The organism is Synechococcus sp. J7-Johnson (assembly GCF_024345795.1).
Taxonomy (GTDB): Bacteria; Cyanobacteriota; Cyanobacteriia; order PCC-6307; family Cyanobiaceae; genus Regnicoccus_A.
Map to the genome: position 1 here is coordinate 1 of NZ_JAGQBU010000011.1, position 25,721 is coordinate 25,721.

The window sequence follows — 25,721 nt, forward strand, 5'->3', positions numbered from 1 at the left end:
TGATGCCATCACTGCTGCCGGATCCCTGAATTCAGCAGCAAGAGCAGCACTGCTTCTTTGCCCGCTCAGCGATGAGCGATCAGGCGTGCATTCGCGCGGCGGCGCATCCCGACCCCTGAATGGTTACAGCATGTACGACAAGTACATGCCCGAACTCTCCGAGCAGCAGCCTGGCAGCGGCAAGCACGGCTACGACGATTCCTTCTTCGAAGCCATCGAACGATTGGCCGAGATGCCCTACGGCAGCCTGGGCTGGGCCTTCATCCAGCTCTATGAACGCAACGGCATGACCGTGCCGAGCCGCAACACGCCGAATCCCGGGTACTACGTCTGCCATGACATGAATCATGTGATCACCGGCTATGAACCCACAGGCCCCGGGGAAATCGCCCTGGGTGCGTTCAAGCTGGCGCTGAACAACAGCGATGCCAACTGGATGGCCTCTCTCACGAATTTCCTGATCCATGAGGTGGGTCTGTTCAAGCACGGCACCGATTTGCAGTTCATCCCCTACGGCGGCGGTGGAGAGCCGTATCACGGCGTAGACGGCCGCCGCGGCGCTCTCGACCTTCCCGGCTCGGCGGAACTCTTTGCGGAGTCTCTTGTGCGGGGAGCGGCCTGCCGGGGAGACTTCAGCCAGCTGGATCATCTGGCCATCGCCGCGGAACCACTGCTGGAGATCCGCCGCCGGTTTCACGTTCTGCCGATGCGGAAACCCATGATCGATCAGCCCGATTTCTGGCCTATTCACGACTAAGCAGATCTTCAGAAGACGATGCTCTCAGCCGAAATCAGCTGGATCAGATCGTGGCCGCCCACCGCTATGTCGACAGCGGCCGCAAAAAAGGCAATGTGGTGATCACCCTGGATCCTCAGTGCTGACTTCCGCGCCCTCGAGCAGCTGATACCGACAGGCCAGCCGGCAGGTATGACCGGGGGCAACCTCCAGCCGCCGCTCCCCACTCACCAGCGCGCCCCGTGGAGCCGTCCAGGGCTCAAGGCAGACCATCGAGCGGGGGGGATCGCTCCAGACCACGGCCAGATCGAAGGGGGCTTCGGCCTGGAGCTCCAGGGCCACACCAGCCTGGCGGTCCAGCAAACGCACTGGACCAGCGGGCTGGGCCAGCAGATCCACACCCTGCTCCAGCCGCTCCAGCAGCGGGGCGGTGGCGGCAGGAACCATGGTGCTGTGGTCGAAGCAGCTCTCCGGCAGCCCCTCCAGCGACGCCATCGCCAGCGAGGTGACGGCGAAATACGGGTGCAGCCCGAAGGCGAACGGCAGCGGATCCACACCAGGATTGTGCAGCTCCACCGCGATCGCCAGAGCCCCTGGCTCGAGGCGCAGCTCCAGCTGCAGCCGGAAGGGGAAGGGGAACATGGCCTGGCTGGCGGAACTGTCAGAGAGAGTCAGGCGCACGCCCTCACCTCCTGGCAGCTCCTCCAGATCCCAGGGCAGATCGCGGGCAAATCCATGCTGCTTGAGCGTGAAGGTCCCCTGCGGCAGCGGCAGCTGATCAGCGGGGAGATTGCCGCAGATCGGAAACAGCACCGGCATGCCGCCGCGCACCGAGAGGGCCGGATCGGCGAAGCGGGCCTCGTCGAGATACAGCAGCTCACGGCCGTTGCAGCGCCAGCCGCTGAGCAGCCCGCCTCGCTCCGGCACCAAACGCAGCAGATCACCGCCGGCGGCGGCGCTGAACTCCCAGTGGGGGTAGGGCGTGGTGCGGTGGCTCAGGGACATGGGACCTCAGGCAGCGGGCAGGCTCGCGAGCCAGTCCAGCAGGGCGGCATTCACCTGCTCAGGCACTTCATCGTGGGGGCAGTGTCCGGCGTCGAGCACCACCTCCTTGGTGCCCGCCGGAGCGTGGCGCTGGAAGGCGGCACGGCGGCCGGCGGCGTTAATCCAGGGGTCGCGGATCCCCCAGAGCAGCAGCAGGGGTGCCTGAAGCTCGGCAAAGAGTTCATCGAGCGGCTGGCCACGAGGAATGTCGAAGACGGTGCGGAACACCCCGAAGGCCCCAGGATCCAGCGACGGCCGCCGGATCGCCTCCACCAGCTCGTCGTCCACGTTGCTGCGGTCGATATAGACCTGATTGAGCGTGCGCCGGATCACGGCCGGGCGGCGCATGTTCTCGAACAGCAGACGCTGTAGCAGCGGGCTGCGCAACAGGGCGCCACCGATCGTGCGCTTCGTGATCGCGCCCCAGCCCTTCGGTTCGGCCTGCTCGTCACTGAAGGGGCCAGCGGCATTGATCAGCACCACCCCGGCCGCCTCGCTCCCCAGGGCCGCCCCCGCCGCCAGGGCGGCAAAGCCCCCGAGAGAATTGCCCACCAGCACCGTGGGCCTACCGATCCGCTCGCGCACGTAAGCCACCAGCTGATCCCGCCAGAGCGCTCCGCCATAGGAAAGACCCGAGGGTTTGGCACTGCGGCCGAAGCCCAGCAGATCGAGGGCGTGAATCTCATGCCGTTCGCTCAGCACCGGGATGTTGAAGCGCCAGTGGTCGGTAGAAGCGCCGAAGCCGTGAACCAGCAGCAGCGCCGGACCCTGGGGCTGCTGCGGTCGGCTGGCCAGGGCATGGACCCCGTGACCGTCATGGGTCCAGGGCTCGGGGCGGATGCCGATCAACGCAGGCTTGGCTTGGTCGTCGATGCTAGGGATCAATTCGGTGGGTTCGCTCCGTGCTCGACTGGTCAAGCCTGCTGCCGGGAACGGCCCTGTGGGCCCTGGCTTTGTATCTGCCCCTTTCTGTGCCGCTGGCCCGTCTGGATGAGGCCCTGGCTGAAGGACCGCTCCCTGAAGGCCTGCGCGTGATCGTGCTGCTGTTGAGCAACGTGTTGCTGGCGTTCGCCGTTGGGGGGATCACCCAGCTGGCGCTGGGCTGGGCCCTTAGCCCAAGCTGGGCGGCCAGCCTCGGGCTGATGGCGGTGCTCGCCGGCGCGTTCTGGACGATCGCCTCCCGGCGTGACGAGAGCTGAGCCTCAGGCAGGTTGTTCAGCCAGCTTCTCCTCGCGGCTGAGCACCACCCGCAGCAGGATCGGCGAGAGGAAGGTGGTGCCGATCACCATCAACAGGATCGCCGCCTCCAGGGCAGGGGTCAGCAGACCGGCCTGAGTGCCAAGACCAAGGAAAATCAGGCCCACTTCACCGCGGGGCATCATCCCCAGGCCCACCACCAGGCGGTTGGTCTTCTCCTTGCTGAAGTAAGTCCAGCCGGAGGCCACCTTGCCGATGATCGCCACCACCAGCAGGAAGGCGGCCATCACCAGGCCGGGGCGGTTGGCCGGATCCATCGGGTTGAGCACAGACAGATCCATGCTGGTGCCGATCAGCACGAAGAAGATGGTGGCAAACAGTGATACCAGGGGCTTCACCGTTTCCTGAATGGCGTGGGTATTGCGTGATCCACTCAGGATCAGGCCTGCGGCAAAGGCGCCGAGAGCCGCCTCCAGGCCGATGGCCTGGGCCGCGAAACAGCAGAGACAGAGCACCACGAAGGAGGCCACTACCACCTCACCAGGAGCCTTGAGCCGATCCAGCAGCCAGTCGAAGGCAGGGGCTGCAGTGCGGCTCAGGAAAAGGGAAACACCAACAAACATGGCTGCGGCAACGAGCAGCTTCACGATCGGGCCGATCTCGAAGGCTCCTCCACCAGCCACGGCCACCACCACGGCCAGGATGACGATGCCAAGGATGTCATCGAGAACAGCGGCGCCGATCACCGTCTGACCTTCGCGGGTCTTGAGATATTTGAGTTCGCCGAAGACGCTGGCGGTGATGCCGATGCTGGTGGCGGTCATGGCCGCACCGGCGAAGATCGCTGGAATCAGCGGCACATGGAAGAAATACAGCAGACCTAAGGTGCCCATCGCAAAGGGCAGGACCACGCCCGTGCAGGCCACCGTGGTGGCCTGGGCTCCCACCGCCACCAGCTCGTCGAGCTCACTCTCGAGGCCCGTGAGGAACAGCAGGGCGAAAAGGCCGAGGGTGGCCACCGCCTGCAGGTTGGGGAAGGTTTCGATATAGATCGACTCGACCGCATCGGGCGACATCGACGAGAGGGAAGCCACCGCGGAAGTGAACCAGTTGCTCAGCTCAGCTCCGGTTTCAGGAGGGAGAATCAGGTGCAGGCCCGAGAGGCCGATCAGCACCCCCGCCACCAGCTCACCAAGGATGGTGGGGAGCTGGAGCCGGACCATGATCTCGGCCAGGGTGCGCGCGGCCAGGAAAATCAGCAGAAAACGGCCGACCCCGATCAGGGTTTCGGCCACCTCCATATTGTGATTGCCGATTTCGAGCAGGAGAGTCGGAAAAGTCATGCAGACCGGTGTGGCGGCACGTGGATGAAGTTGGGGGCGACGTTAGACGGGATCTGCCGCAGGGATTGGCTTCTGTCCAGAATGAACTCTGGCCACCATCAGTGAATCCACACCGATCGAAGACTGACCAGTCTCATGCCGAACTGCCTGGTGGGCATCCAGAGCGTCCGCATCGGGGCTGAGCCAGAGTGGTCTCGCGCACGGATCGGACCGGCATCGCGTTTCACAGCCGACCGTTGTTCAGCTTCGCCGCTCCACCCCCTTCGCCCCACCTCCATGACCGACGCTCCGCCCAGCCAGCTGAGGCTGCCCACCCCGGGCTGCTTCGCCGACCCAGATCGCAGCGGCCTCACGGCCGATGGTGTCTTCGACGGAATGACCGAGCATCTCTTCTACACGCTCGGACAGCTCGCCCCCACCGCCAGCCACCACGACCTCTACGTGGCCCTGAGCTACGCGGTGCGCGACCGGCTTATGACCCGCTATCTGGCTGGGATCGAGGCGATCTCGGCCACGCCCACACGCGTGGTGGCCTACCTATCCGCCGAATTCCTGATCGGCCCCCAGCTGGGCAACAACCTGCTGATGCTCGGCATCCAGGACGAAGCCGCCGAGGCCCTGCGCCGTTTCGGAATTGACTCGCTCGAGGAGATCCTCGAGGTGGAGGAGGAACCGGGCCTGGGGAATGGGGGGCTCGGCCGCCTGGCCGCCTGCTACCTCGAGTCCCTGTCCAGCCTGGAGATTCCCGCCACCGGCTATGGCATTCGCTACGAGTTCGGGATCTTCGACCAGCTGATCCGCGATGGCTGGCAGGTTGAGATCACCGACAAATGGCTCAAGAGTGGGTGGCCCTGGGAACTGCCCCGCCCCGACCAGGCCTGCTTCGTCGGCTTCGGCGGCCGCACCGAGAACTACCGCGACACCCAGGGGGATTACCGGGTGCGCTGGATTCCCTCCGAGCACGCCATCGGTGTCCCCCACGACGTGCCCGTGCTGGGCTACAGGGTGAACACCTGTAACCGCCTGCGGCTGTGGTCAGCGGAGGCCTCAGAGAGCTTCGATTTCTACGCCTTCAACATCGGGGACTACTACGGCGCAGTTGAGGAGAAGGTGGGCTCCGAGACCCTCTCCAAAGTGCTCTATCCCAACGACGGCACCGATGAAGGCCGGCGCCTGCGCCTCAAGCAGCAGCACTTCTTCGTGAGCTGCTCTCTCCAGGACATGCTGCGCAGCCTGGAGCTGCGTGACCTGCCGATCACCGAGTTCCCGGAGCACTGGTCGGTGCAGCTCAACGACACCCACCCTGCGATCGCGGTGGCCGAGCTGATGCGGTTGCTGATCGATCACAAACAGCTGAGCTGGGATGCCGCCTGGGACATCACCACCCGCTCGTTGGCCTACACCAACCACACACTCTTGCCTGAAGCCCTGGAGAAATGGGGCCTGGATCTCTTCGGCTCACTGCTGCCGCGACACCTGGAGCTGATCTTCGAGATCAACCGACGCTTCCTGCACACGGTGCGGCTGAAGCATCCAGGCAACGAGACGATGCTGCAGCGGGTATCGATCATCGATGAGAACGACGGCAAGGCGGTGCGCATGGCCCACCTGGCCACCGTGGCCTCCCACCACGTCAACGGTGTGGCGGCCCTGCACAGCGAACTGGTGCGCACCCAGCTCTTCCCTGAATTCGCCTCCCTCTGGCCCGAGAAGTTCACCAATGTCACCAACGGCGTCACGCCCCGGCGCTGGATCGCCCTCGCCAACCCGCTGCTGCGGGAACTGCTCAATGAGGTGATCGGCCAGGACTGGGTGCGCAACCTCGACGACCTGCGCCAGCTGGAGGCTTTCCAGAACGACGCTGGCTTCCTGGAGCGCTGGGGCCAGACCAAGCTGGCGGTGAAACGTCATCTGGCCCAGTACATCCACCGCCAGAGCGGACTGCTGGTAGATCCTTCCTCGCTCTTCGATGTGCAGGTGAAGCGGATCCACGAATACAAGCGCCAGCACCTGAATGCCCTGCAGGTGATCGCCCAGTACCTGCGCATCAAGAACGGCCTCGGAGACAACTTCGCCCCGCGCACCGTGATCTTCGGAGGCAAGGCGGCACCTGGCTACTACATGGCCAAGCTGATCATCCGCTTCCTCAACGGCATTGCCGAAACGGTCAACGCCGACCCTGACATGGACGGCCGCCTGCGGGTGGTGTTCCTGCCTGACTACAACGTCAGCCTGGGGCAACGGGTGTATCCGGCCTCGGACCTCTCCGAGCAGATCTCCACCGCTGGGCTGGAAGCCTCCGGCACCGGCAACATGAAATTCGCCATGAACGGGGCGCTCACGATCGGCACTCTCGATGGCGCCAACGTGGAGATCCGCGAGCAGGTGGGAGCCGAGAACTTTTTCCTGTTCGGCCACACCACCGACGGCATTGAGGCCCTGCGCGCAGGTGGATACCGCCCCTGGGAGCTGATCGCCAGCATCCCGGAACTGCCGGAGGCGCTGCGGCTGGTGGAGAAGGGTCACTTCAGCAATGGCGACACGGAGCTGTTCAAGCCCCTGCTGCAGAACCTCACCAGCCGTGATCCCTACTACCTGATGGCCGACTTCAGCGACTACATGCGCGCCCAGGACGCGGTCAGTCAGACCTGGGGTGATCGCACCACCTGGAACCGGATGTCACTGCTGAACACGGCGCGCACGGGCTTCTTCAGCAGCGACCGCTCAATCCGCGAGTACGCCAAGCGGATCTGGCAGGCAGAGCCATTCCCGGTGACGATCAGCTGCGAGATCGACTGAGGAAACTCAGGGCCGGTGGTCCGGCAGATCGGGGGTCTGGTGCAGCAGGCGGTTCAGCCGCAGGCGATCGGCATTGAGGGGGTCGGGGGCCAGTTCCCCGGCCAGCTCCCGGAACTTCTGCTCCACGTCCTCAGGGACACGCACATCAAAGATGCGTTCCATCAGCGCTTCGATCGAGAACAGGTGGGCATTGATGTTCTCCAGATCGGAAATCGCCTGCTGCAGGCTCTCCTCCTCGGGGGAGGCGCTGGCATCTGCGGGGGCTGAGGCCGCGAGCTGAGGCGTGGACTGCTCTGCCTCGCCATCGCCATGGGTTTTCTGCAGCTCTTCCAGCACCCGGCCTGCCAGGGTGCGAAACGACTGCAGCGCAGCCCAGTTGAGTTCCTGCTGCTGCCGCAGAGTGGGATTCTCCCGGATCAATCGGTCATGTTCCCGATAAAACCGCTGACAGTCAGGGCATTGGCAGGGCTCTTCGGGCACCGCGCTCCCTTGGTTCCTTGACACCCATCATGGCATTGGATGTCCGGGGCTGCCGCTGGGAGCTCCAGCAGCCTCAGACCAGGCGATCGAAGGGGCCCAGCAGGTCCAGCTGATCGTCATCCCCGTCTGCGTCGTCGCTGTCGCCGCCGTCCTCCTGGAGGCAGGGCAGGGGAATTTCGATCGAACTCACCAGCTGGATCACATCGCGCAGGCGCATCGAATCGGCAAACCAGCCCATCGCCTGCTCCATGTCGCCCCGTTGCTCCGCCTCGACCGACTGTTCCTGATGCACCTCGGCCAGCAGGGCCAGCCAGCAGAGGCAGCGGGCCTGAACGACGGAGAGGTCGAGTTCATCAGGCTGGCTGCGGGCGATCCGCTCACCCTCCTGCTGAACCAGCAAGCGCAGACGCAGATCGTGAAGCTCGTTCATGCAGGGATCACGGCCAGCTCAACGCTAGCCAGGGAGCCCTGATTGGGAAGGCCACCACCGGTAGCGTTCCCTACCAAGTGGGTACGGGGCTGGCGGGACTCGAACCCACGACCTACGGTTTAGGAAACCGTCGCTCTATCCGGCTGAGCTACAGCCCCAGGCTATGCATTATCGGCATGGGCCGTTCCCTGAGGCCAGACCCCCCTCTGCCTAAAGTCGGGAGTGAAAGCAGGCGAGGTGGTCGCGATCGAAGGGGGGGAGATCAGTTTCGGCTGGTGACTCCGGCTTCGGTTGAGGAAAGTCCGGGCTCCCCAATGGCCAGGCTTGCTGGGTAACGCCCAGTGCGGGTGACCGTGAGGAGAGTGCCACAGAAACACACCGCCGATGGCAGGGGGCTCGCTCCCTGATCAGGTAAGGGTGCAAGGGTGCGGTAAGAGCGCACCAGCAGCATCGAGAGGTGCTGGCTCGGTAAACCCCGGCTGGGAGCAAGGCCCAGGGACAACGGTTGGCCATGACACCCGTCCCGACACAAGTGCGCCGCTCGAGGCCGTCGGTAACGGCGGTCCCAGACAGATGCCCACCCTGGTCCGCTGCGGCGGGCCGGAACAGAACCCGGCTTATGTCCTGCTTTCACCCTTTCAAGCCTCCGCAGGGAGGCCAATGGTCCTCCGCGAAGCCCCCGTGCCCCTGAGTGACGAGCGCCGCCGCCGCCTGGTGGAGTTCCTCGCGGGCCTCGGGCTGGCCGAGGCCAGGTGCCCCGACCTCGACCTAGCCCCAATCGAGGAGGCCCTCACCCACAGTTCCGCCGGCCGGCCGATCAACCACGAACGGCTGGAGTTTCTCGGCGACGCCGTGCTGCGGCTGGCGGCGGCGGAATACCTGGAGCGCCACCACCACGCCATGGACGTCGGCCAGCGCTCGGCCCTGCGGGCCCAGCTGGTGAGCGACCGCTGGCTTGCAGAGCTGGCAGAGCGCTGCGGCATCGAGGCGATGGTGCACCTCGGCCCGGTGGCTGCAGGCGACAGCGCAGCGCGGCAGACGATCCGCGCCGAAATCTGCGAGGCCCTGATCGGCGGGCTCTACGAGGCCACAGGCAGCCTGGCGGCGGTTCACAGCTGGCTCACCCCCCACTGGCAACGCAGCGCCAGTGAGCTCCTGGCCGATCCCTACCGCCACAACTGGAAGACGGGTCTGCAGGAGTGGAGCCAGGCCCAGGGGCTCGGCCTGCCCAGCTATTTCTGCGAGGAACGCAGCCGCCTCCACGGCGACCCCAGACGCTTTCACTGTTGCGTGAACCTGAACGGGCAGCGGCTGGGTGAGGGCTGGGGAGGTTCAAGACGCGACGCCGAACAGCAGGCGGCCCGCATGGCCCTGGCACAGCGGCAGGGGTTCAGCTCGCTTCCAGAGTCTTCAGAGGCATCGTGACCAGCTTGTCCCAGTTGCCACCTTCGAACAGCACCGCCGCCTGGCTGCCGCTGATGCGCTGCACGAAGCCCCGGTAGCCGTTGTAGATCGAGCGTTGATCCCGCACAACGACGGTGGTGCCAGGCAGCACCAGCGGCGCCACAGGCTGTGCATCCACTGAAGAGGAATCAGCCGCAGCCATGGAGGGAACGCACGAGAAAGTCCATTATCGAGCCGATCGGCAGGATGGGGCGCAGATGCGCGGCGGATCAGTCGATGGTGGGTCGATGGTGAGCGAAGGGGACGGGCCCGAGGCGTGGCTGGTGGTGGGGAAAGTGGTGGCGGCCCAGGGGCTGCAGGGGGAGCTGCGGGTGGTGCCCCGCACCGATTTTCCTGAACGTTTCACACGGCCTGGTCAGCGCTGGCTGCGCCGGGCCCAGGAACCCGCCCGCGCCGTGCAGCTGCTCTCGGGCCGTCAACTGCCCGGCCGGGAGCTGTTCGTGGTGCGGCTGGAGGGGGTCGGCACACGGGAGGAAGCCGAGGCCCTGGTGCACCAGGATCTGCTGGTGGAAGCAGGCGATCGGCCACGCCTGCAGGAGGGGGAGTTCCATCTGCTTGATCTGCAGGGACTGCAGGTGCGCCTGGCCCCCCAGGGCGAGGTGATCGGCACCGTGGTGGATCTGATCCATGCCGGCAACGATCTGCTGGAGGTGGAGCTCAGCGGTGAGCCGACCCGGCGGGCGCTGATTCCCTTCGTTGAGGCGATCGTTCCGCGGGTGGACATTGCCGGCGGCTGGCTGGAGATCACCCCACCGCCGGGGCTGCTCGAGCCGTGAGGGTCTGGCTGACGGCTGACGCTCCAGGGCGTTCCCCATAGGATTCGAGCCAGCATTGCCCGCTCTCAGGTGGATCCGACGATGAGCCCAGCGGCTTCCCTCGTTCCCGTGATCCTCTGCGGCGGCACCGGCACCCGCCTCTGGCCCCTGTCGCGCGCCAGCTATCCGAAGCAATACTGGCCTCTGGCCGGCAGCGGCGAGGAGACCCTGCTGCAGCAGACCCAGTTGCGGCTCAAGGGGCTGAACCAACTGGGCGCTCCGCTGCTGATCTGCAACGAGGATCACCGCTTCATCGTGGCCGAGCAGATGCGCCAGATCGGGGTTGAACCCGGCGCGATCCTGCTAGAGCCCCTCGGTCGCAATACGGCGCCGGCCATCGCGGTGGCGGCCCTGCATGCCACCAGCCGGGGGGAGGATCCCCTGCTGCTGGTGCTCGCCGCCGATCACGTCATTCAGGATGGAGCGCGCTTCCGCGCCACTGTCGAAGCGGGCCGCGCCGCAGCCGAGGGCGGACTGCTGGTGGCCTTCGGCATCGTGCCAACGGCCCCGGAAACCGGTTACGGCTACATCGAGGCGGTGGAGCCCCTGCTCCAGGCGCCCACCCCGATCGCCCGCTTCGTGGAGAAACCCGATGCGGCCACGGCGGAGGCCTTTCTGGCCAGTGGCCGCTTCACCTGGAACAGCGGCATGTTCCTCTTCCGCGCCAGCGCCATCCTCGCTGAGCTGGAGCGGCTGGCGCCGGAGGTGGTGAGCTGCTGCCGCGGGGCCATCGACCACGACAGCGCCGACCTCGATTTCCTGCGCCTGGAGCGGGAGTCTTTCGCCAGCTGCCCCAATGTCGCCATCGACGTGGCGGTGATGGAGCGCACGGGCCTGGGCGCTGTGCTGCCCCTGGAGGCTGGCTGGAGCGATGTGGGCAGCTGGAGCGCCCTCTGGGACACGGGCGAGCGCGACAGCGATGGCAACGTCCTGCGCGGACGGGTGATCAGTGAGGGCTCTCGCAACTGCTACCTGCGCAGCGAGCACCGGCTGGTGGTGGGTCTGGGAGTGGAGGATCTGGTGGTGATCGAAACCGATGACGCCGTGCTGGTGGCCCACCGCGACCGCGCCCAGGACGTGAAGACGATCGTGAACCGCCTCGCCGCCAGCGGCAGCCCCGAGGGCAAGGCCCACCGCCGCATCTACCGGCCCTGGGGCTCCTACGACGGCATCGTCGAGGGGAGACGCTGGCAGGTCAAGAAGATCGTGGTCAATCCCGGCGCCAGCCTCTCGCTGCAGATGCACCACCACCGCGCTGAGCACTGGGTGGTGGTTCAAGGCACGGCCGTCGTGGAAAAGGACGGCGTCGAGGAACTGGTGGGTGAGAACCAGAGCACCTACATCCCCCTGGGCGCCAAACACCGGCTCAGCAATCCCGGCAAGATCCCCGTGGAGATGATCGAGGTGCAGAGCGGCCCTTACCTCGGCGAAGACGACATCGTCCGCTTCGAGGATCGCTACGGGCGCTCGGACATGAGCCTTCCGGTCCGTTGAAATCTCCGGGTCAGTCAGGGCCGGCCAGCACGGTCCCGATCAGCTCGGCCCACCGAAACCCGGCTGCACGCACAGCCGCCAGAGCCGCCTCCGCCTCCGACTCCGGCATGGCCGCCAGCAGCGGACCGCAGGTCTGGGGATCGATCAGCAGCTCCCGCAGGGGGGCCGTGAGCGGCACGGCCTGAACCCTGCCGCTCTCCAGCTCCTCCCAGGCGCTGCGGTTGGCGGGCGCCAGGCTGCTGGCGAAACCCTGCTCCAGCAGCTCCACCGCCCCGGGGAAGGCCGGCAACGCCTGCAGCTTCAGCTGAACCCGCAGAGGCCCCGGCGCGGCGCGCAGCATCTCACCGAGGTGCCCCAGCAGCCCGAACCCGGTGACATCGGTACAGGCACGGCAGCCATGGGCGGCCAGCAGCTCCACGAGCGACTGCTGGCTCTGGGCCATCAGCTCCAGAGCCCCATCGATCCACTCGGGCTCCGCCGCTCCGGCCATGGCGCCCGCGAAGAGCACGCCGCTTCCGATCGGACGGCTGAGCAGCAACCGATCACCGGCCGCCAGATCGCCTTTGGCCCAGAAGCGGCCCGGCTCACAGCGGCCGTTCACACTCAGGGCAAGGCTGAGTCCCTCAGCGGCGCTGCGCTGCTCCAGGGTGTGCCCCCCCACCAGCCGGGCGCCGAGGGGATCGAGCACGGAGCGCACCCCGGCCAGGGTCTGAAGCAACCACTCCTCCTGCAACGCAGCCCTCCCCCGCGGCAGGGTCACCAGGGCCTGGACACTCTCCACCCGGGCGCCACAGGCCCAGAGGTCGGAGCAGGCATGCAGGGCGGTCAGCCGCCCGTTCAGCCAGTCGTCTCCCACCAGGGCGGGGAAGCCATCGAGGCTCTGCAGCACCAGTCCTTCCTCAGGGGAACCGGCGATCACGGCGGCATCCTCCAAAGCGGGATCTTCAGCGCCAATCAGAACCCCATCCGCCTTTCCGGCTCCAGCTGCGGCCCCACTCAGCCGCTCCAGGGCCGCGCGCAGGGGATCGGCGCCCAATTTGGCGGCGCAGCCCCGGCAAGGGCTCTGCTCGGCCATCGGAGCCAGAGCCTGGAAGCGGGTGATGAAGCGGCGGTCGATCCAGGCCTTGCACCGCCACAGCCAACGGGAGGGGCCCAGGCAGAGCGGTCCCCACATGGCCAGGGCACGCGGTTGGCCATCGACGGCCCCACCATCCCCCAGCAGCTGCAGAGCATGGCGTGGCGGGTTCCAGCGGCGCAGGGGTTCAGAGCGCAGGGAGCGGCGCAGGTTGAACGCCAGCACGGGAGCCACCCGCACGGCCCACACCCCGCTGGGGGGGCGTGGCAGCGAGCGCACCAGGCCGCAGTCGCCGCAGGCGAACACTCCGGGATGGCCCTCCACCTCCAGGCTGGCCTCCGTGAATACCCGTCCCGTGACCGGGTCGCAGGGCAGACCGCCGGCCGCCAGCCAGAGCGGAGCCCGGCTGCCGGTGCAGCGCACAAGCGGACCCGATCCATGGGCCGAGGCCCTGTCATCAGCCTCGGGGTCCAGGCTCCGCAAAGGCACGCCCGCCGCCGCCAGCATCCGCTCACCGGCCCGGTTGGCCGCAGGCGTGCCCAGGGCAAGGCTGTGCCCTCGCCGCACCAGCTCCACCCGCACTCCCCGGGCCTTCAGGGCCATGGCAACTTCCACCCCGGCCGCCCCGCCGCCAAGCACCCGGCCGGGTGGCGGGCCAGGTGCCAGCGACTCCCACCAGTCCAGGAACGGCTCCAGCGGCTTGATCGCCATCCCACCGGTGCCCGTGGTGACAGCCCCCACATCCAGGCTGAGCCGGTCCCAGCGCAGGGGGGGACGGCCGGCCAGCTGCAGCTCACGCTTGGCAGGATCCAGGCCGGTGATCTCGGCCCGCACGAAGCACACCCCAGCACGATCGCAGAGGCGGCGGAGATCGATGGCGGCTTCGCGGCGGCTGTAAAGCCCTGCGATCAGGCCCGGCACCATGCCGCTGTAAAGGGCTGTGCTGGCACGGCTCACGAGGGTGATCAGTACCCCCCGGGGCAGGCCCTCCATGGCCCAGCGGCGCAGCAGCAGGGCATGGCTGTGGCCACCCCCGGCCAGGATCAGGTGCTGCTGGAGTGTCTCCTCAGTCCCCACGCGGCCCATAGCCCTGGGGATTGGCACTCTGCCAGGCCCAGCCATCGCGGCAGATGGCGTCGAGGTCGCGGTGCGTGCGCCAGGCCAGCCGCCGCTCCGCCAGCGATGGATCCGCCACCGTGGCCGCCACATCCCCGGGGCGCCTCGGCACCAGGTCGCAGGGAACGGCGTTGCCGCAGGCCCGCTCGAAGGCGGCCACCACCTCCAGGACCGAATGGCCCCGGCCGCTGCCCAGGTTGAGGGTGAGCAACTGGGGGGGCTCAGCCATCAGCACCTCCAGGGCCGCCCGATGACCGTCGGCCAGATCCATCACATGGATGTAATCGCGGACGCCGGTGCCGTCAGGGGTTGGCCAGTCGGAGCCGAACACCTGCAGCCGCGGCCGACGCCCCACCGCCACCTGGCTAAGGAAGGGGAAGAGGTTGTTGGGGATACCGCCTGGATCCTCGCCGATGCGGCCGCTGGGATGGGCACCGACGGGATTGAAATAGCGCAGGCGCGCCACCCGCCAGCCAGGCTCGCTGGCCCACACATCGGCCAGCATCTGCTCCACCGCCGCCTTGGTATAGCCGTAGGGGTTCACTGGAGCGACCCGGGCGGTTTCGGCGATCGGCACCGTCTCCGGGGCCCCGTAGAGCGTTGCACTGCTGCTGAAGACGATCGTGCGGCAGCCGGCCTGAACCATGGCCGCCAGCAGAGCGCGGCTGCCGCAGAGGTTGACGTCCCAGTAGCGCAGGGGATCTGCCACCGATTCAGCCACGGCCTTGAGACCGGCGAAATGAACCACGGCCTCGATCGGCGCCGCAGCGAAGGCCCGCTTCAGGTCGGCGCCGCTGCGCAGATCGCCTTCGATCAGCTGCAGCCGTGGGGCGGCCAGCGGGCCGGCCAGCTCCTGGACCCGTCTTAGGGCTTCGGGTGAACTGTTGGAAAAGTCGTCGAGCACCACCAGCTCATGACCCGCCTCCAGCAGCACCAGGCAAGTGTGGCTGCCGATGAAGCCAGCACCGCCGGTGATCAGCAGCTGGCTCATGCCAGCCTCAGATCAAGGGTGCGCAGACCGCCCGCCGGTGCGGGCCATGGGACGCCGTGGACGCCCCACTCATCGCCTTCCTGAGGAGTCTCAATGGGCTCGAAGCTGATCCGCTCCGATCCCTCTGCCCCAAGCTGGAAGCGAGCCGGGTCGGCGTCAAGGCCGCTGATCTCCAGCCGCAGAGGCAGGTGCGGATCGATGCAGGGGTGGAGGGAGGGATAGAGGCGGCTGTGGCGGTAGCGCAGGCCGAGCCAGCCGTCGCCCAGGGGCAGTTCCCGGCCGTTAAGGCGCAGCGAACAGGACTGCAGGAATGCCGTGTTTGCCTTCAGCTCAAGGCGCTGCAGGGAACTGTCCACGAAACGGCTGGTGTTGCCCCCCTGAACCGGGGTATCGCAGAGCAGGGGCCATGGCTCGAGAGCCCTGCGAATCTCCAGCCTGGCTGCCTCCTGCTCCCAGCTCAGCAACAGGGGGAAACGCCACTCCCAGATGGCACGGAAGGGTTCAGGCTCCAGCACCAGACCATCGCGCGCCAGCAGATCCAGCACCGCTTGGAGGTCAGACCAGATGGCCTGAGGCAGCTGCATCGCATCGTGGAGACGATCCCCGAAGGGCTCGAGCCGGGTGGGGCGGTGGGCCGGATCGAGCAGATGGGCGGCCAGGGCGCTCCAGAGCAGGGCGATGGCCGCTGTCCAGTCGGGATCGGGCAGGGTTTCGATCGCGCGGAACTCGATCAGGCCCTGGCAGCCGGCCGCCCAGGCGGGATTCCAGAACTTGTCGAAGCTGATCTCGCTGCGGTGGGTGTTGCCACTGCGGTCGGCATGGAGGTGGCGCAGGGTCTCGCTGATCAGTACCCGCTGATCCCCTTCAGGTAGAGATTCGATCGCCCGGTGTGCAAGCTGCAGATCAAGGGAACTGGCGCTGCCTTCATCGAGGCGGGGGGCCTGGGACGCCGGTCCGACGGAACTGTTTCCGAACAGGTAGGAGAGGCTGGGATGCCGCTGCCAGAAGCGCAGGATCCCCACCAACCAAGCCGGTCTTGAAAAGAAAGGATTGGTCTCGAGGCTGGGGCCACCCCAGAGCAGATGGTTGCCACCGCCGGTTCCTTCCTGGCGATGATCCCCCACCTGCTTCCAGCTGCGCAGCCCCACCGCTTCCGAGGCCTCGCTCAGGGTGCGGATCCAGAAGCTGTAGTCAGCCCAGCCGTGGCAGACCGGCAGATTCACCTCCAGCACGCCGGGATCAGCCGTCAGGCCCAGCACGTTCCAGCGACCGTCGAGATCATGAGGGAGGACGCCGCTGAGTTCAGGCTGGCTCCAACCGGCACTGGCCTCGGCGATCAGATGCAGCAGCTGCTCCAGGGGCTGGCGGTGCAGGGGAGGCAGGAACAGGTTCCAACCACGGGGGCTCACCTCCAGGGTGAGCACCTGGCGCAGCACTCCCTCAGGAAAATGCTGCAGCGGCAGGCGCAACCCCGCCGGGCCGCTGGCTGGAAGCAGCTGGCGCAGGGGTTTGGCCAGGGGCCAGCGGGCCGCCTGCCAGCCCTCGGGGAGATCGGGTTCCTCCTCTGTCGGGATGCTGTGGGACAGGGGGACAGCCCAGACCTTGGAGCTGGGATCAAGGGGATCCTTCAGCCGCAGGGGGTGGACCTCATGGCCGAGGGCCTTGCCGATCCCATGGAGAAACTCCTCGGCCCGCTTGGCCGGCAGGGGAATGGGAGCAGCCTGATCGGCCGGGGATTGGGCCGACGCCTGCTGGGGCCATGGCACCAGTGGGCTGCCATCGAGGCCTGTGATAAGCCTCAGCGCCCAGCGGGGGTTGACCTCGCCATCGTAGCGCTTGCCCGGGCAGTACATCAAGGTGCTGCCGGGCCAGACCCGCCGCTGCAGTTCGGCGGCCAGACGCCGCGCGTAGCTCAGCTTGGTGGGGCCGTCGGCCGCCACCGACCACTCGGCACCCTCGGGGTCGATCGGCACCACGGTGGGCTCACCGCCAAGGGTGAGCTGAATGCCTTTGGCACTCAGGCGCCGCTCCGCCTCCGCGGCGGTGACGGCCATCCAGCCGGGATCCACGGATGCGGGCCGGATCGACTCAGTGACCACCATCGGCTCAGCGGGTGCCCGGCTGGGCCGATGACAGAACCGTGCAGGCATTGATGGGCATCGACTCCACGTTCCAGATCCGCTCTGCATAGTCGCGGATCGAGCGGTCGCTGCTGAAGAAACCGCAACGGGCGGAATTCAGCAGAGACATCCGGCTCCAGCCGACGGCATCCACCCAGGCGGCATCCACGGCGTTGTGAGCCTGGCGGTAATCGCCGATGTCGGCCATGACCCGGAAGGGATCGCTGCCACAGAGGTTTGCCAGCAGGGGGTGGAACAGGTCGCGATCGCCCTCACTGAAATGACCCGAGCCGATCAGATCGATGGCCTCCCGTGCGATCGGATCATTCTCCAGCCAGGGCATCGGGTGGTAGCCGCCTCTGTTGATCGCCTCCAGCTGCTCGGCGGTGTGGCCGAACAGGAAGAAGTTGTCGTGACCGACGAGATCCCTGATCTCGATGTTGGCGCCATCAAGGGTGCCGATCGTGACGGCCCCATTCAGGGCCATCTTCATATTGCCGGTGCCGGAGGCCTCCAGGCCGGCGGTGGAGATCTGCTCGGAGAGGTCCACCGCTGGGTAGACCTTCTGCCCCAGGCTGACACTGAAGTTGGGCAGGAACACCACCCGCAGGCGCCCGTCCATGGCCGGATCCATGTTCACGATCTCGGCGATGCCGCCGATCAGGCGAATGATCAGCTTGGCCATGGCGTAGCCCGGCGCAGCCTTACCGCCGAAGATGAAGGTGCGCGGCGGCAGGTCCTCGCCATTGCGGATGCGCAGATAACGCTCGACGATCTGCAGGGCCGCCAGGTGCTGGCGCTTGTATTCGTGGATCCGCTTCACCTGCACGTCGAACAGGGAGGAGGGATCCACCAGCACGCCCACCTGCTGGTGAATCAAGTTGGCGAGGCGTTGCTTGTTCAGATCCCGCACGTCGCGCCAGCGCTCCAGGAAGCCTCCATCGTCGGCATACGACTCCAGGCGAGAGAGCTCGCCGAGGTCGCGGCGCCAGGTGCTGCCGATGGTGTCATCGAGCAGGCCCGAGAGGGACGGATTTGCCACGGCAATCCAGCGCCTGGGGGTGACGCCATTGGTGACATTGGTGAACTTCTCCGGCCACAGCTCCACGAAGGGAGCGAAGAGGTCCTTGCGCACCAGCTTGCTGTGCAGCTCCGCCACACCGTTGACCCGGTGGCTGCCCACCACCGCCAGGTTGGCCATGCGCACCTTGCGGTAAGGCCCCTCCTGGATCAGCGACATCCTCTCCAGCAGAGCCGGCTGGCCGGGGTTGCGGATGCGCACCATGCGCAGGAAACGAGTGTTGATCTCGAAGATGATCTCCAACTGTCGAGGCAGCAGCTGCTCGAACAGGTCGACTCCCCAGGTCTCGAGGGCCTCCGGCAGCAGGGTGTGGTTGGTGTAGCTGATGCAGGCTGTGGTGATCGACCAGGCCGTATCCCAGTCGACGCCGTGCTCATCGATCAGCAGCCGCATCAGCTCGGCCACCGCGATCGCTGGGTGGGTGTCATTGAGCTGAACGGCGAACTTGGTGTGGAACTCCGTGACCGGCAACCCCTGCCCCTTGAGGATGCGGAACATGTCCTGCAGGGAGCAGCTCACGAAGAAGATCTGCTGACTCAGGCGCAGTTGCTTGCCCTGGTCGGTCTCATCGTTCGGATAGAGCACCTTCGAGAGGGTCTCCGAATTGATCTTCTGCAGCACCGCCCGGGTGTAGTCACCGGCATTGAAGGAGGCAAAGTCGAAAGATTCCGGCGCCTGGGCCGACCACAGCCGCAGGGTGTTGGCGGTGTGAACCCCGTAGCCCAGGATCGGGGTGTCGTAGGCCACACCAAGCACCGTGTGACCGCCGATCTTGACCGGATAGGACCATTCAGCACGGATCACCTCCCAGGGATTGCCCTGGGCCAGCCAGGGATCGGTGCTCTCCACCTGGCAGCCCCGCTGGATCTGCTGGCGGAAGATGCCGAATTCGTAGCGGATGCCGTAGCCGATCGCCGGCAGCTCAAGGCTGGCCATCGACTCCTGGAAACAGGCGGCCAGACGACCCAGGCCACCGTTGCCCAGACCAGGCTCGGGCTCCTCGGCGATCAGGTGCATCAGGTCGAGGCCCAGCTCATCACAGGCTGCCTGGGCCGCCTCACGCAGACCCAGGTTGACCAGGTTGTTCTCCAGGTGAGGGCCGAGAAGATACTCGGCTGAGAGGTAGGACACCGTGCGCACCCCACTCTGGGTGTAGGCCTCGGCCGTATCCACCCAGTTCTGCAGCAGCTGATCGCGCACGGCCATCGCCAGCGAGCAGTAGTAATCGTGGTTGGTGGCCAGTGACGGGGACTTGGCCTGGGTGAAGAACAGGTGCCGGCGCATCGCCTCGGCCAGGGCGTGGCCATCCAGGGATGACGACGCGCCAAGGTCGGTTGGAGGGACGGTACTGGCTGCCATGGAGGCGGATCGAGTCAACTTCTCCCTTCATGCTGCGGGAGCCCACCCCATCGCTGCTGGAACGGTTACCGATTCAGGTTCATTCCAGGTTCCCGAAGGATTCAGCTCGGACAGGCAGCAGGCTGCCGCGCCAGACACGGCCGTCTCCGCGCTCACCGCCGCCTCAGCTGGCTCCAGACATGGTCGAGGGAATCAGGGTCCCGGCGTCGATCGGCACCGGCTTCACCTTCCAGATGCGGTCGGCGTACTCACGGATCGAACGGTCGCTGCTGAAGAAGCCGCAGCGGGCGGTGTTGAGCAGAGACATGCGGCTCCAGCTGGTGGTGTCGAGCCAGGCATCATCCACCGCATTCTGGGCGCGGCGGTAATCGCCCAGATCAGCTATCACCCGGAACGGGTCAGAGCTGCAGAGGTTTGCCAGCAGCGGATCGAACAGATCGCGGTCGCCTTCGCTGAAATGGCCCGAGCCGATCAGATCAATCGCTTCGCGGGCGATCGGATCATTCTGCAGCCATGGCATCGGGTGGTAGCCGCCTCTGTTGATCGCCTCCAGCTGCTCAGCGGTGTGGCCGAACAGGAAGAAGTTGTCGTGGCCGACGAGATCCCTGATCTCGATGTTGGCGCCATCGAGGGTGCCGATCGTGACGGCACCGTTCAGGGCCATCTTCATGTTGCCGGTACCGGAGGCTTCCAGGCCTGCGGTGGAGATCTGCTCCGAGAGGTCAACTGCCGGGTAGACCTTCTGACCCAGGCTGACACTGAAGTTGGGTAGGAACACCACCCGCATCCTGCCGTCCATCGCCGGATCCATGTTCACGATCTCGGCGATGCCGCTGATCAGCCGGATGATCAGCTTGGCCATCGCATACCCCGGTGCCGCCTTGCCGCCGAAGATGAAGGTTCGCGGCGGCAGATCCTCGCCATTGCGGATACGCAGATACCGCTCGACGATCTGCAGGGCCGCCAGGTGCTGGCGCTTGTATTCGTGGATCCGCTTCACCTGCACATCGAACAGGGAGGAGGGATCGACAAGGACCCCCAGGTCCTGATGGATGGCATTCGCCAGCCGCTGCTTGCTCTGATCGCGCACCGTCCTCCAGCGCTCCAGAAAGGCAGGGTCGCCAGCATGCGGCTCCAGGCCCTTGAGCTCGCCTAAATCTCGCCGCCAGCCGGTTCCGATCGCCTCGTCCATCAGAGCCGAAAGGAACGGATTGGCGAGGGCGATCCAGCGCCGGGGCGTAACGCCGTTGGTGACATTGGTGAACTTCTCGGGCCAGAGTTCCGCGAATTCGGGGAACAGCTGCTGGCGCACCAGGGTGCTGTGAAGTTCGGCCACACCATTGACATGGTGACTGCCCACCACAGCGAGGTTTGCCATCCGTACCTTGCGATGCGGCCCCTCCTCGATCAGCGACAGTCGCTCCAACAGAGCCGACTTGCCGGGATAACGGATACGCACCATCCGCAGGAAGCGGGCATTGATCTCATAGATGATCTCCAGATGCCGGGGAAGCAGATGGGCGAACAGATCCAGGCCCCAGGTCTCGAGGGCCTCGGGCAGCAGGGTGTGGTTGGTGTAGCTGATGCTGGCTGTCGTGATCGACCAGGCCGTATCCCAGTCGACGCCATGCTCATCGATCAGCAGCCGCATCAGCTCGGCCACCGCGATCGCCGGGTGGGTGTCGTTGAGCTGGACGGCGAACTTCTCATGGAACTGGGTTACCGCCATTCCCTGACCCTTCAGGATGCGGAACATGTCCTGAAGACTGCAGCTCACAAAGAAGATCTGCTGACTCAGGCGCAGTTGTTTGCCCTGTCCGGTCTCATCGTTCGGATAGAGCACCTTCGAGAGGGTTTCCGAGTGGATCTTCTGCAGCACTGCCTGGGTGTAATGCCCGGCATTGAAGGAGGCGAAATCGAAGGATTCCGGCGCCTGGGCCGACCACAGCCGCAGGGTGTTGGCGGTGTGAACCCCGAAGCCAAGGATCGGGGTGTCGTAGGCCACACCAAGCACCGTGTGACCGCCGATCGTGACCGGATAGGCCCACTCCGGCCGGATCACTTCCCAGGGATTGCCCTGAGCCAGCCAGGGGTCAGTGCTCTCCACCTGATGGCCGTTCTGTATCTGCTGGCGGAAGATGCCGAACTCGTAGCGGATGCCGTAGCCGATCGCCGGCAGCTCCAGGCTGGCCATCGACTCCTGAAAACAGGCTGCCAGACGGCCTAGGCCGCCATTGCCGAGCCCCGGCTCCGGCTCCAGGGCGATCAGATCCTCCAGGGACAGCCCCAGTTCGGCGCAGGCGACTTCCGCGGCTTGGCGCATGCCGAGATTCACCAGATTGTTCTCCAGGTGGGGGCCCAGGAGATACTCCGCCGAGAGATAGGTGGCGGTGCGAACGTGTTGCTTGGTGTAGGCCTCGGCCGTGTCCACCCAGTTCTGAAGCAGCAGATCACGCACTGCCAGGGCCAGGCAGCAGTAATGGTCGTAAGGGCTGGCCAGCGACGGCGACTTGGCCTGGCTGTAGAAGAGATGTCGGTGCATCGACTCGGCCAGAGCACGCGCATCTCTTAACTGGGAACCGCTGAGGTCGATGGGCGGCGCGTTGGAAGAAGCCATGACGTGGGGTCCCTCGATGGGCTCCTTCATGCTTCGGAAGCCAGCCTGGATGCTGCGCCAACGGTTACCAATTCATCTTCATTTCCCCTTTTGTGCGCCCCCTGACCGGGTCAGTAGTGGAGCAGGTTGGGGGCGACGTGCTCCTCGCTGAGCACCTCCGCCTGGATCGACCAGCTCATTTCGCTCTTCACGCCCGGTGGTCCTGAAAAGGTCCCCGACACCGCCGCGGTGAGACTCGGCCTGGACGAGGTGGCCAGGGGGATGTAGCGGTCATCGATCGCGCCCATGCCGCTCGGATCGAATCCACGCCATCCTGCCCCGGGGAGATACACCTCCGCCCAGGCATGGAGGTCATAGCGCTTGGGCGTCGGCTCGACGAGGTGATAGCCGCTCACGAACCGCGCTGGCAGGCCCACGCAACGGCAGGCCTCGATCATCAGCACCGCCAGGTCGCGGCAGGATCCGACCCGCTCCCGCAGGGTGCGGCCCGCAGGCCAGGCTGGGCCGGCGTGGCGCTGGGTGTACTTCACCCGGTCCTGGATCATCTCCACGAGTTGCTGCAGAAACATCAGCGCCCGTTGATCGCTGCCCATCAGCGCCTCCTGAGCCAGCTCCACTGCCGCAGGATCGTGCTGCCCGTTAGGCAGCCAGCCTTCGAGGCTTCCGATCAGATCGCCATTGAGATGACCGACGGGATAGGGAAGCTCCGGCTCGTTCTCCGCCAGGCAAACCTGGAGCAGGGGTGGCACCTTCGTCTCCACCTCGCTGACGGCGCGGATGTCGAAGGTGTCGGTGCAGCCGATGAAGCGGGCGCGCAGGATGTCGTCCCCGCTGGCAGCCACGAGCGGGTGCAGATGGTGCGGATCCGGCGAAAAACACAGATCGAAACTGATCAGGCGCTGAAATCCCTGAGCCCGCGGTTTCATGCACAACCGGTGAGGGCCGAGCTGGACGGGCGCGCTGTAGCGATAGCCGAGGGAATGGATTACGCGGGCGCGCATGCCAGGGAGGAGGTGGAGGCTGACGGCAGGGGGGTGGTGGGAGGAACGGCGACGGTTGCCGGGGATGGCGTCGGCAGAACGAAATAGCGCTCGTTGATCAGCTCATGAAGACGGTTGAGATCACCCTGAAACTGGTCGATCGCCTCATGCAGGCCCCTGTTGACCAGCTCGTCAATCCGCACATAGCTCCAGTTGGCCAGCATCAGGCCGGCAAGGCATTCGAGATCATCGGGCGGCCCCGGCACCGGATTGCCACGGATCACCCTCAGGGACTTGTTCAATCCCTCCAGGCAGTAGCGCACCGAACGGGGAAAGATCGGGTCGAGCAGAAGGAAAGCTGCCACCGCCTTCGGAGCGATCGCCTGCTGCTGTGACTGGCGGAACATCTGATAGGCCCCGGCTGAGCGCAGCAGTGAGATCCACTGGAGCTCATCAAGAACACCGCCCACCTCCTCAGTACTGGGCAGGAGCAGGTAGTACTTGACATCCAGAATGCGGCTTGTCTTGTCGGCGCGCTCAACCAGCCGACCCAGTTTGCTGAACTGCCAGGAGAGATCGCGGCTGAGGGTGGCATCGGTGATGCCATAGAAGAGCTGACAGCCCTTGCGGATCTCATTGAGCTGCTCCTGGCCAGGCAACTGCCAGAAGCCCTCGCTCTCCTGCAGGATGAGATAAAGGTCGTTGATCTGCTCCCACATCTCGGTGGTTATCACCTCACGGATCTGGCGGGCGTTCTCCCGGGCGAAAGCTATGCAGTTGACGATGCTGCTCGGATTGCCGGGCTCATTGACGAGGAAGCGCACCACGTCGGCAGGCCGGCCCTCGGGAAAGAGCTTGTCGAACAATTCACGATCGCCGCTGGCGTCGATCAGGGGCACCCAGGGCTCGGCGCTGCCGGGTGGGCAGTCAAGCGCCATCGCCTCACTGACTTCCAGGAAGCGGGAGATGTTCTCGGCACGCTCCACATAACGGTTGATCCAGTAGAGCGAATCAGCGACGCGGCTCAACATGAGGATTCATCCACGATCCAGGTGTCCTTACAGCCACCGCCCTGGGAGGAGTTGACCACCAGCGAACCGCGGCGCAGAGCAACGCGCGTGAGCCCGCCGGGACTAACCCAGGCACCCTTACCGCGCAGCACATAGGGGCGCAGATCCACATGGCAGGGATAGAGCTCCCCCTCACTGAGGGAGGGAACGGTGGAGAGCTCCAGCGTGGGCTGGGCGATGAAATTGCGAGGATCGGCCTTGATCTTCTCGGCGAACTCGAGGATCTCCTGCTGGGAGGCATGGGGTCCGATCAGCATGCCGTAGCCACCGGCCTCACCCACCGATTTCACCACCAGATCCTTGAGGTGGGCGAGCACATAGGCCTGGTCGTCGGGCCTTGAGCAGATGTAGGTGGGAACGTTCTCGATGATCGGCTCTTCGCCCAGGTAGTAGCGGATCATCTCCGGCACGTAGGCGTAGATCAGCTTGTCGTCGGCCACGCCGGTGCCCGGGGCATTGGCGATCGCCACCCGGCCGGCGGCATAGGCCTCCATCAGGCCGCGCACCCCAAGCATCGAATCGCTGCGGAAGACAGCCGGATCGAGGAAGTCGTCGTCGATGCGGCGGTAGATCACATCCACCGGCGCATGGCCGGAGGTGCTCCGCATCCAGACGCGGTTCGCCTCGCAGACCAGATCCCGTCCCTCCACCAGCTGGATGCCCATCTGCTGGGCGAGATAGCTGTGCTCGAAGTAGGCGCTGTTGAACACCCCGGGCGTGAGCAGCACCACGGTAGGGGTGTCGGTCCAGGGGGCGAGTTCCCGCAGGGCCTGCAGCAGATGGGAGGGGTAGTCGTCGATGGGATGAACGGTGCGTCCGGCGAACAGGCTCGGGAACATCCGTTTCATCACCCGGCGGTTCTCGAGGAAGTACGCCACACCGGAGGGACAACGGAGGTTGTCCTCCAGCACCCGCCAGGTGCCCTGGCCATCACGGATGAGATCCAGACCGGAGATGTGACACCAGCGGTTGAGGGGCGGGTGGAACCCCCGCATCTGGGGTCGCCAGCCATGGGAGGTCTCGATATCCTCGAGCGGCACGACGCCATCAGCGACGATCTTCTGCTCGCCGTAGACGTCGCCCAGGAAGTGATCGATCGCCTCGAGGCGCTGGATCAGGCCCCGTTCGAGCGTCTGCCACTCACCGGAGCGGATCAGCCTTGGCAGGGGATCGAAGGGAAGGATGCGCTCCACTCCCTGCTCGCCGGAATCGTTCAGACGGAAGGTGGCTCCAAGCCGCTTCAGCAGCATGCCGGCTGCTGCATGGCTGCGGTTGATCTCCTCGATTCCGAGCTGGCCAAGGGAGGAGAGGAGGGGCTGAAGCGCGGAACGGGGCTCCGCTGAGGCGCTGAAGTACTCGTCGTAGCCCTTGCTCGGCTTGTAGGAGGTGAACATCGACTCGGCCTCGGGCATGCCGTGATCATGCAGAGTTGGCATGGCCACAGCCAGTGGTCGTTGCTACGGAATCGGGGGGCTCGCTGGCACCTTCACTCTGACACCGGCATGGCCAA

19 protein-coding genes, 1 tRNA gene, 1 other RNA gene and 1 pseudogene are annotated in these 25,721 nt (G+C 65.9%); 7 read left to right on the top strand and 15 right to left on the bottom strand.

The window, feature by feature from the left end; translation table 11 throughout:
* Positions 1-757: pseudogene (locus KBY93_RS07400) on the top strand (hypothetical protein); the annotation flags it as partial.
* A 102-nt stretch (positions 758-859) separates the two neighbouring features.
* Here KBY93_RS07400 and KBY93_RS07405 read toward each other — a convergent pair.
* Together KBY93_RS07405 and KBY93_RS07410 are read right to left on the bottom strand one after the other, a co-directional pair.
* Positions 860-1,741 carry a galactose mutarotase gene (locus KBY93_RS07405; RefSeq protein WP_255093655.1) on the bottom strand — a complete coding sequence of 294 codons (882 nt, stop codon included), beginning with the start codon at positions 1,739-1,741 and terminating at the stop codon, positions 860-862.
* A 6-nt stretch (positions 1,742-1,747) separates the two neighbouring features.
* Positions 1,748-2,629, bottom strand: coding sequence for an alpha/beta fold hydrolase (locus KBY93_RS07410; RefSeq protein ID WP_399222774.1), 882 nt, complete (start codon positions 2,627-2,629; stop codon positions 1,748-1,750).
* A 53-nt stretch (positions 2,630-2,682) separates the two neighbouring features.
* Between KBY93_RS07410 and KBY93_RS07415 the strand changes: the two genes are divergently transcribed.
* Positions 2,683-2,979, top strand: a complete 297-nt coding sequence (locus tag KBY93_RS07415) for a hypothetical protein (RefSeq protein ID WP_255093656.1) — start codon at positions 2,683-2,685, stop codon at positions 2,977-2,979.
* A gap of 3 nt (positions 2,980-2,982) precedes the next feature.
* Here the strand turns inward: KBY93_RS07415 and KBY93_RS07420 are convergent, their stop codons facing one another.
* A complete protein-coding gene (locus KBY93_RS07420) occupies positions 2,983-4,320 on the bottom strand; it encodes a cation:proton antiporter (RefSeq protein WP_255093657.1) in 1,338 nt (445 codons plus the stop codon).
* Positions 4,321-4,596: 276 nt separating this feature from the next.
* On the opposite strand from KBY93_RS07420, the gene KBY93_RS07425 reads away from it, so the two are divergent.
* Positions 4,597-7,119 carry a glycogen/starch/alpha-glucan phosphorylase gene (locus tag KBY93_RS07425; RefSeq protein ID WP_255093658.1) on the top strand — a complete coding sequence of 841 codons (2,523 nt, stop codon included), beginning with the start codon at positions 4,597-4,599 and terminating at the stop codon, positions 7,117-7,119.
* Between the two features lie 6 nt (positions 7,120-7,125).
* On the opposite strand, the gene KBY93_RS07430 is transcribed toward KBY93_RS07425, so the two are convergent.
* The 3 genes from KBY93_RS07430 to KBY93_RS07440 form a co-directional block, all read right to left on the bottom strand.
* On the bottom strand, positions 7,126-7,599 hold the full coding sequence (locus KBY93_RS07430) for a hypothetical protein (protein ID WP_255093659.1): 474 nt from the start codon (positions 7,597-7,599) through the stop codon (positions 7,126-7,128).
* Positions 7,600-7,672: 73 nt separating this feature from the next.
* Entirely contained in the window at positions 7,673-8,029 is a 357-nt protein-coding gene (locus KBY93_RS07435) for a hypothetical protein (RefSeq protein WP_255093660.1), read from the bottom strand.
* 84 nt (positions 8,030-8,113) lie between these two features.
* Positions 8,114-8,187, bottom strand: a tRNA-Arg gene (locus KBY93_RS07440).
* 66 nt (positions 8,188-8,253) lie between these two features.
* On the opposite strand from KBY93_RS07440, the gene rnpB reads away from it, so the two are divergent.
* Positions 8,254-8,665: RNase P RNA component class A (gene rnpB, locus KBY93_RS07445), an RNA gene on the top strand.
* 24 nt (positions 8,666-8,689) lie between these two features.
* Complete coding sequence (gene rnc, locus KBY93_RS07450; RefSeq protein WP_255093661.1) at positions 8,690-9,454, top strand: ribonuclease III; 765 nt, start codon at positions 8,690-8,692, stop codon at positions 9,452-9,454.
* Here rnc and KBY93_RS07455 read toward each other — a convergent pair.
* Complete coding sequence (locus tag KBY93_RS07455; RefSeq protein WP_255093662.1) at positions 9,420-9,635, bottom strand: NAD(P)H dehydrogenase subunit NdhS; 216 nt, start codon at positions 9,633-9,635, stop codon at positions 9,420-9,422. The genes rnc and KBY93_RS07455 overlap by 35 nt on opposite strands.
* Before the next feature lie 85 nt (positions 9,636-9,720).
* Here KBY93_RS07455 and rimM point away from each other — a divergent pair, with 85 nt between their 5' ends.
* Together rimM and KBY93_RS07465 are read left to right on the top strand one after the other, a co-directional pair.
* Positions 9,721-10,269, top strand: coding sequence for a ribosome maturation factor RimM (gene rimM / locus KBY93_RS07460; protein WP_255093733.1), 549 nt, complete (start codon positions 9,721-9,723; stop codon positions 10,267-10,269).
* Positions 10,270-10,350: 81 nt separating this feature from the next.
* Positions 10,351-11,802 (top strand): mannose-1-phosphate guanylyltransferase/mannose-6-phosphate isomerase, encoded by a 1,452-nt coding sequence (locus KBY93_RS07465; RefSeq protein ID WP_255093663.1) that lies wholly within the window; start codon positions 10,351-10,353, stop codon positions 11,800-11,802.
* A 10-nt stretch (positions 11,803-11,812) separates the two neighbouring features.
* On the opposite strand, the gene selD is transcribed toward KBY93_RS07465, so the two are convergent.
* From selD to KBY93_RS07505, 8 genes are all read right to left on the bottom strand, one after another.
* Positions 11,813-13,963, bottom strand: a complete 2,151-nt coding sequence (gene selD, locus KBY93_RS07470) for a selenide, water dikinase SelD (RefSeq protein WP_255093664.1) — start codon at positions 13,961-13,963, stop codon at positions 11,813-11,815.
* The gene (galE, locus tag KBY93_RS07475; protein WP_255093665.1) at positions 13,944-14,984 is read right to left on the bottom strand and encodes a UDP-glucose 4-epimerase GalE; all 1,041 of its coding nucleotides are present in this window, start codon (positions 14,982-14,984) and stop codon (positions 13,944-13,946) included. Before galE ends, selD begins: the two co-directional genes overlap by 20 nt.
* On the bottom strand, positions 14,981-17,086 hold the full coding sequence (locus KBY93_RS07480; RefSeq protein ID WP_255093666.1) for a transglutaminase family protein: 2,106 nt from the start codon (positions 17,084-17,086) through the stop codon (positions 14,981-14,983). Before KBY93_RS07480 ends, galE begins: the two co-directional genes overlap by 4 nt.
* A 4-nt stretch (positions 17,087-17,090) precedes the next feature.
* Positions 17,091-19,544 carry a glycogen/starch/alpha-glucan phosphorylase gene (locus tag KBY93_RS07485; RefSeq protein ID WP_255093667.1) on the bottom strand — a complete coding sequence of 818 codons (2,454 nt, stop codon included), beginning with the start codon at positions 19,542-19,544 and terminating at the stop codon, positions 17,091-17,093.
* 163 nt (positions 19,545-19,707) lie between these two features.
* Positions 19,708-22,161: a glycogen/starch/alpha-glucan phosphorylase gene (locus KBY93_RS07490; protein WP_255093668.1), complete on the bottom strand. Its 2,454-nt coding sequence runs from the start codon at positions 22,159-22,161 to the stop codon at positions 19,708-19,710.
* 110 nt (positions 22,162-22,271) lie between these two features.
* Positions 22,272-23,162 carry a transglutaminase family protein gene (locus tag KBY93_RS07495; RefSeq protein ID WP_255093669.1) on the bottom strand — a complete coding sequence of 297 codons (891 nt, stop codon included), beginning with the start codon at positions 23,160-23,162 and terminating at the stop codon, positions 22,272-22,274.
* Positions 23,147-24,172 (bottom strand): alpha-E domain-containing protein, encoded by a 1,026-nt coding sequence (locus KBY93_RS07500; protein ID WP_255093670.1) that lies wholly within the window; start codon positions 24,170-24,172, stop codon positions 23,147-23,149. Before KBY93_RS07500 ends, KBY93_RS07495 begins: the two co-directional genes overlap by 16 nt.
* Positions 24,166-25,605 (bottom strand): circularly permuted type 2 ATP-grasp protein, encoded by a 1,440-nt coding sequence (locus KBY93_RS07505; protein WP_255093734.1) that lies wholly within the window; start codon positions 25,603-25,605, stop codon positions 24,166-24,168. The genes KBY93_RS07500 and KBY93_RS07505 overlap by 7 nt, the downstream gene beginning before the upstream one ends.
* Between the last annotated feature and the right edge of the window lie 116 nt (positions 25,606-25,721).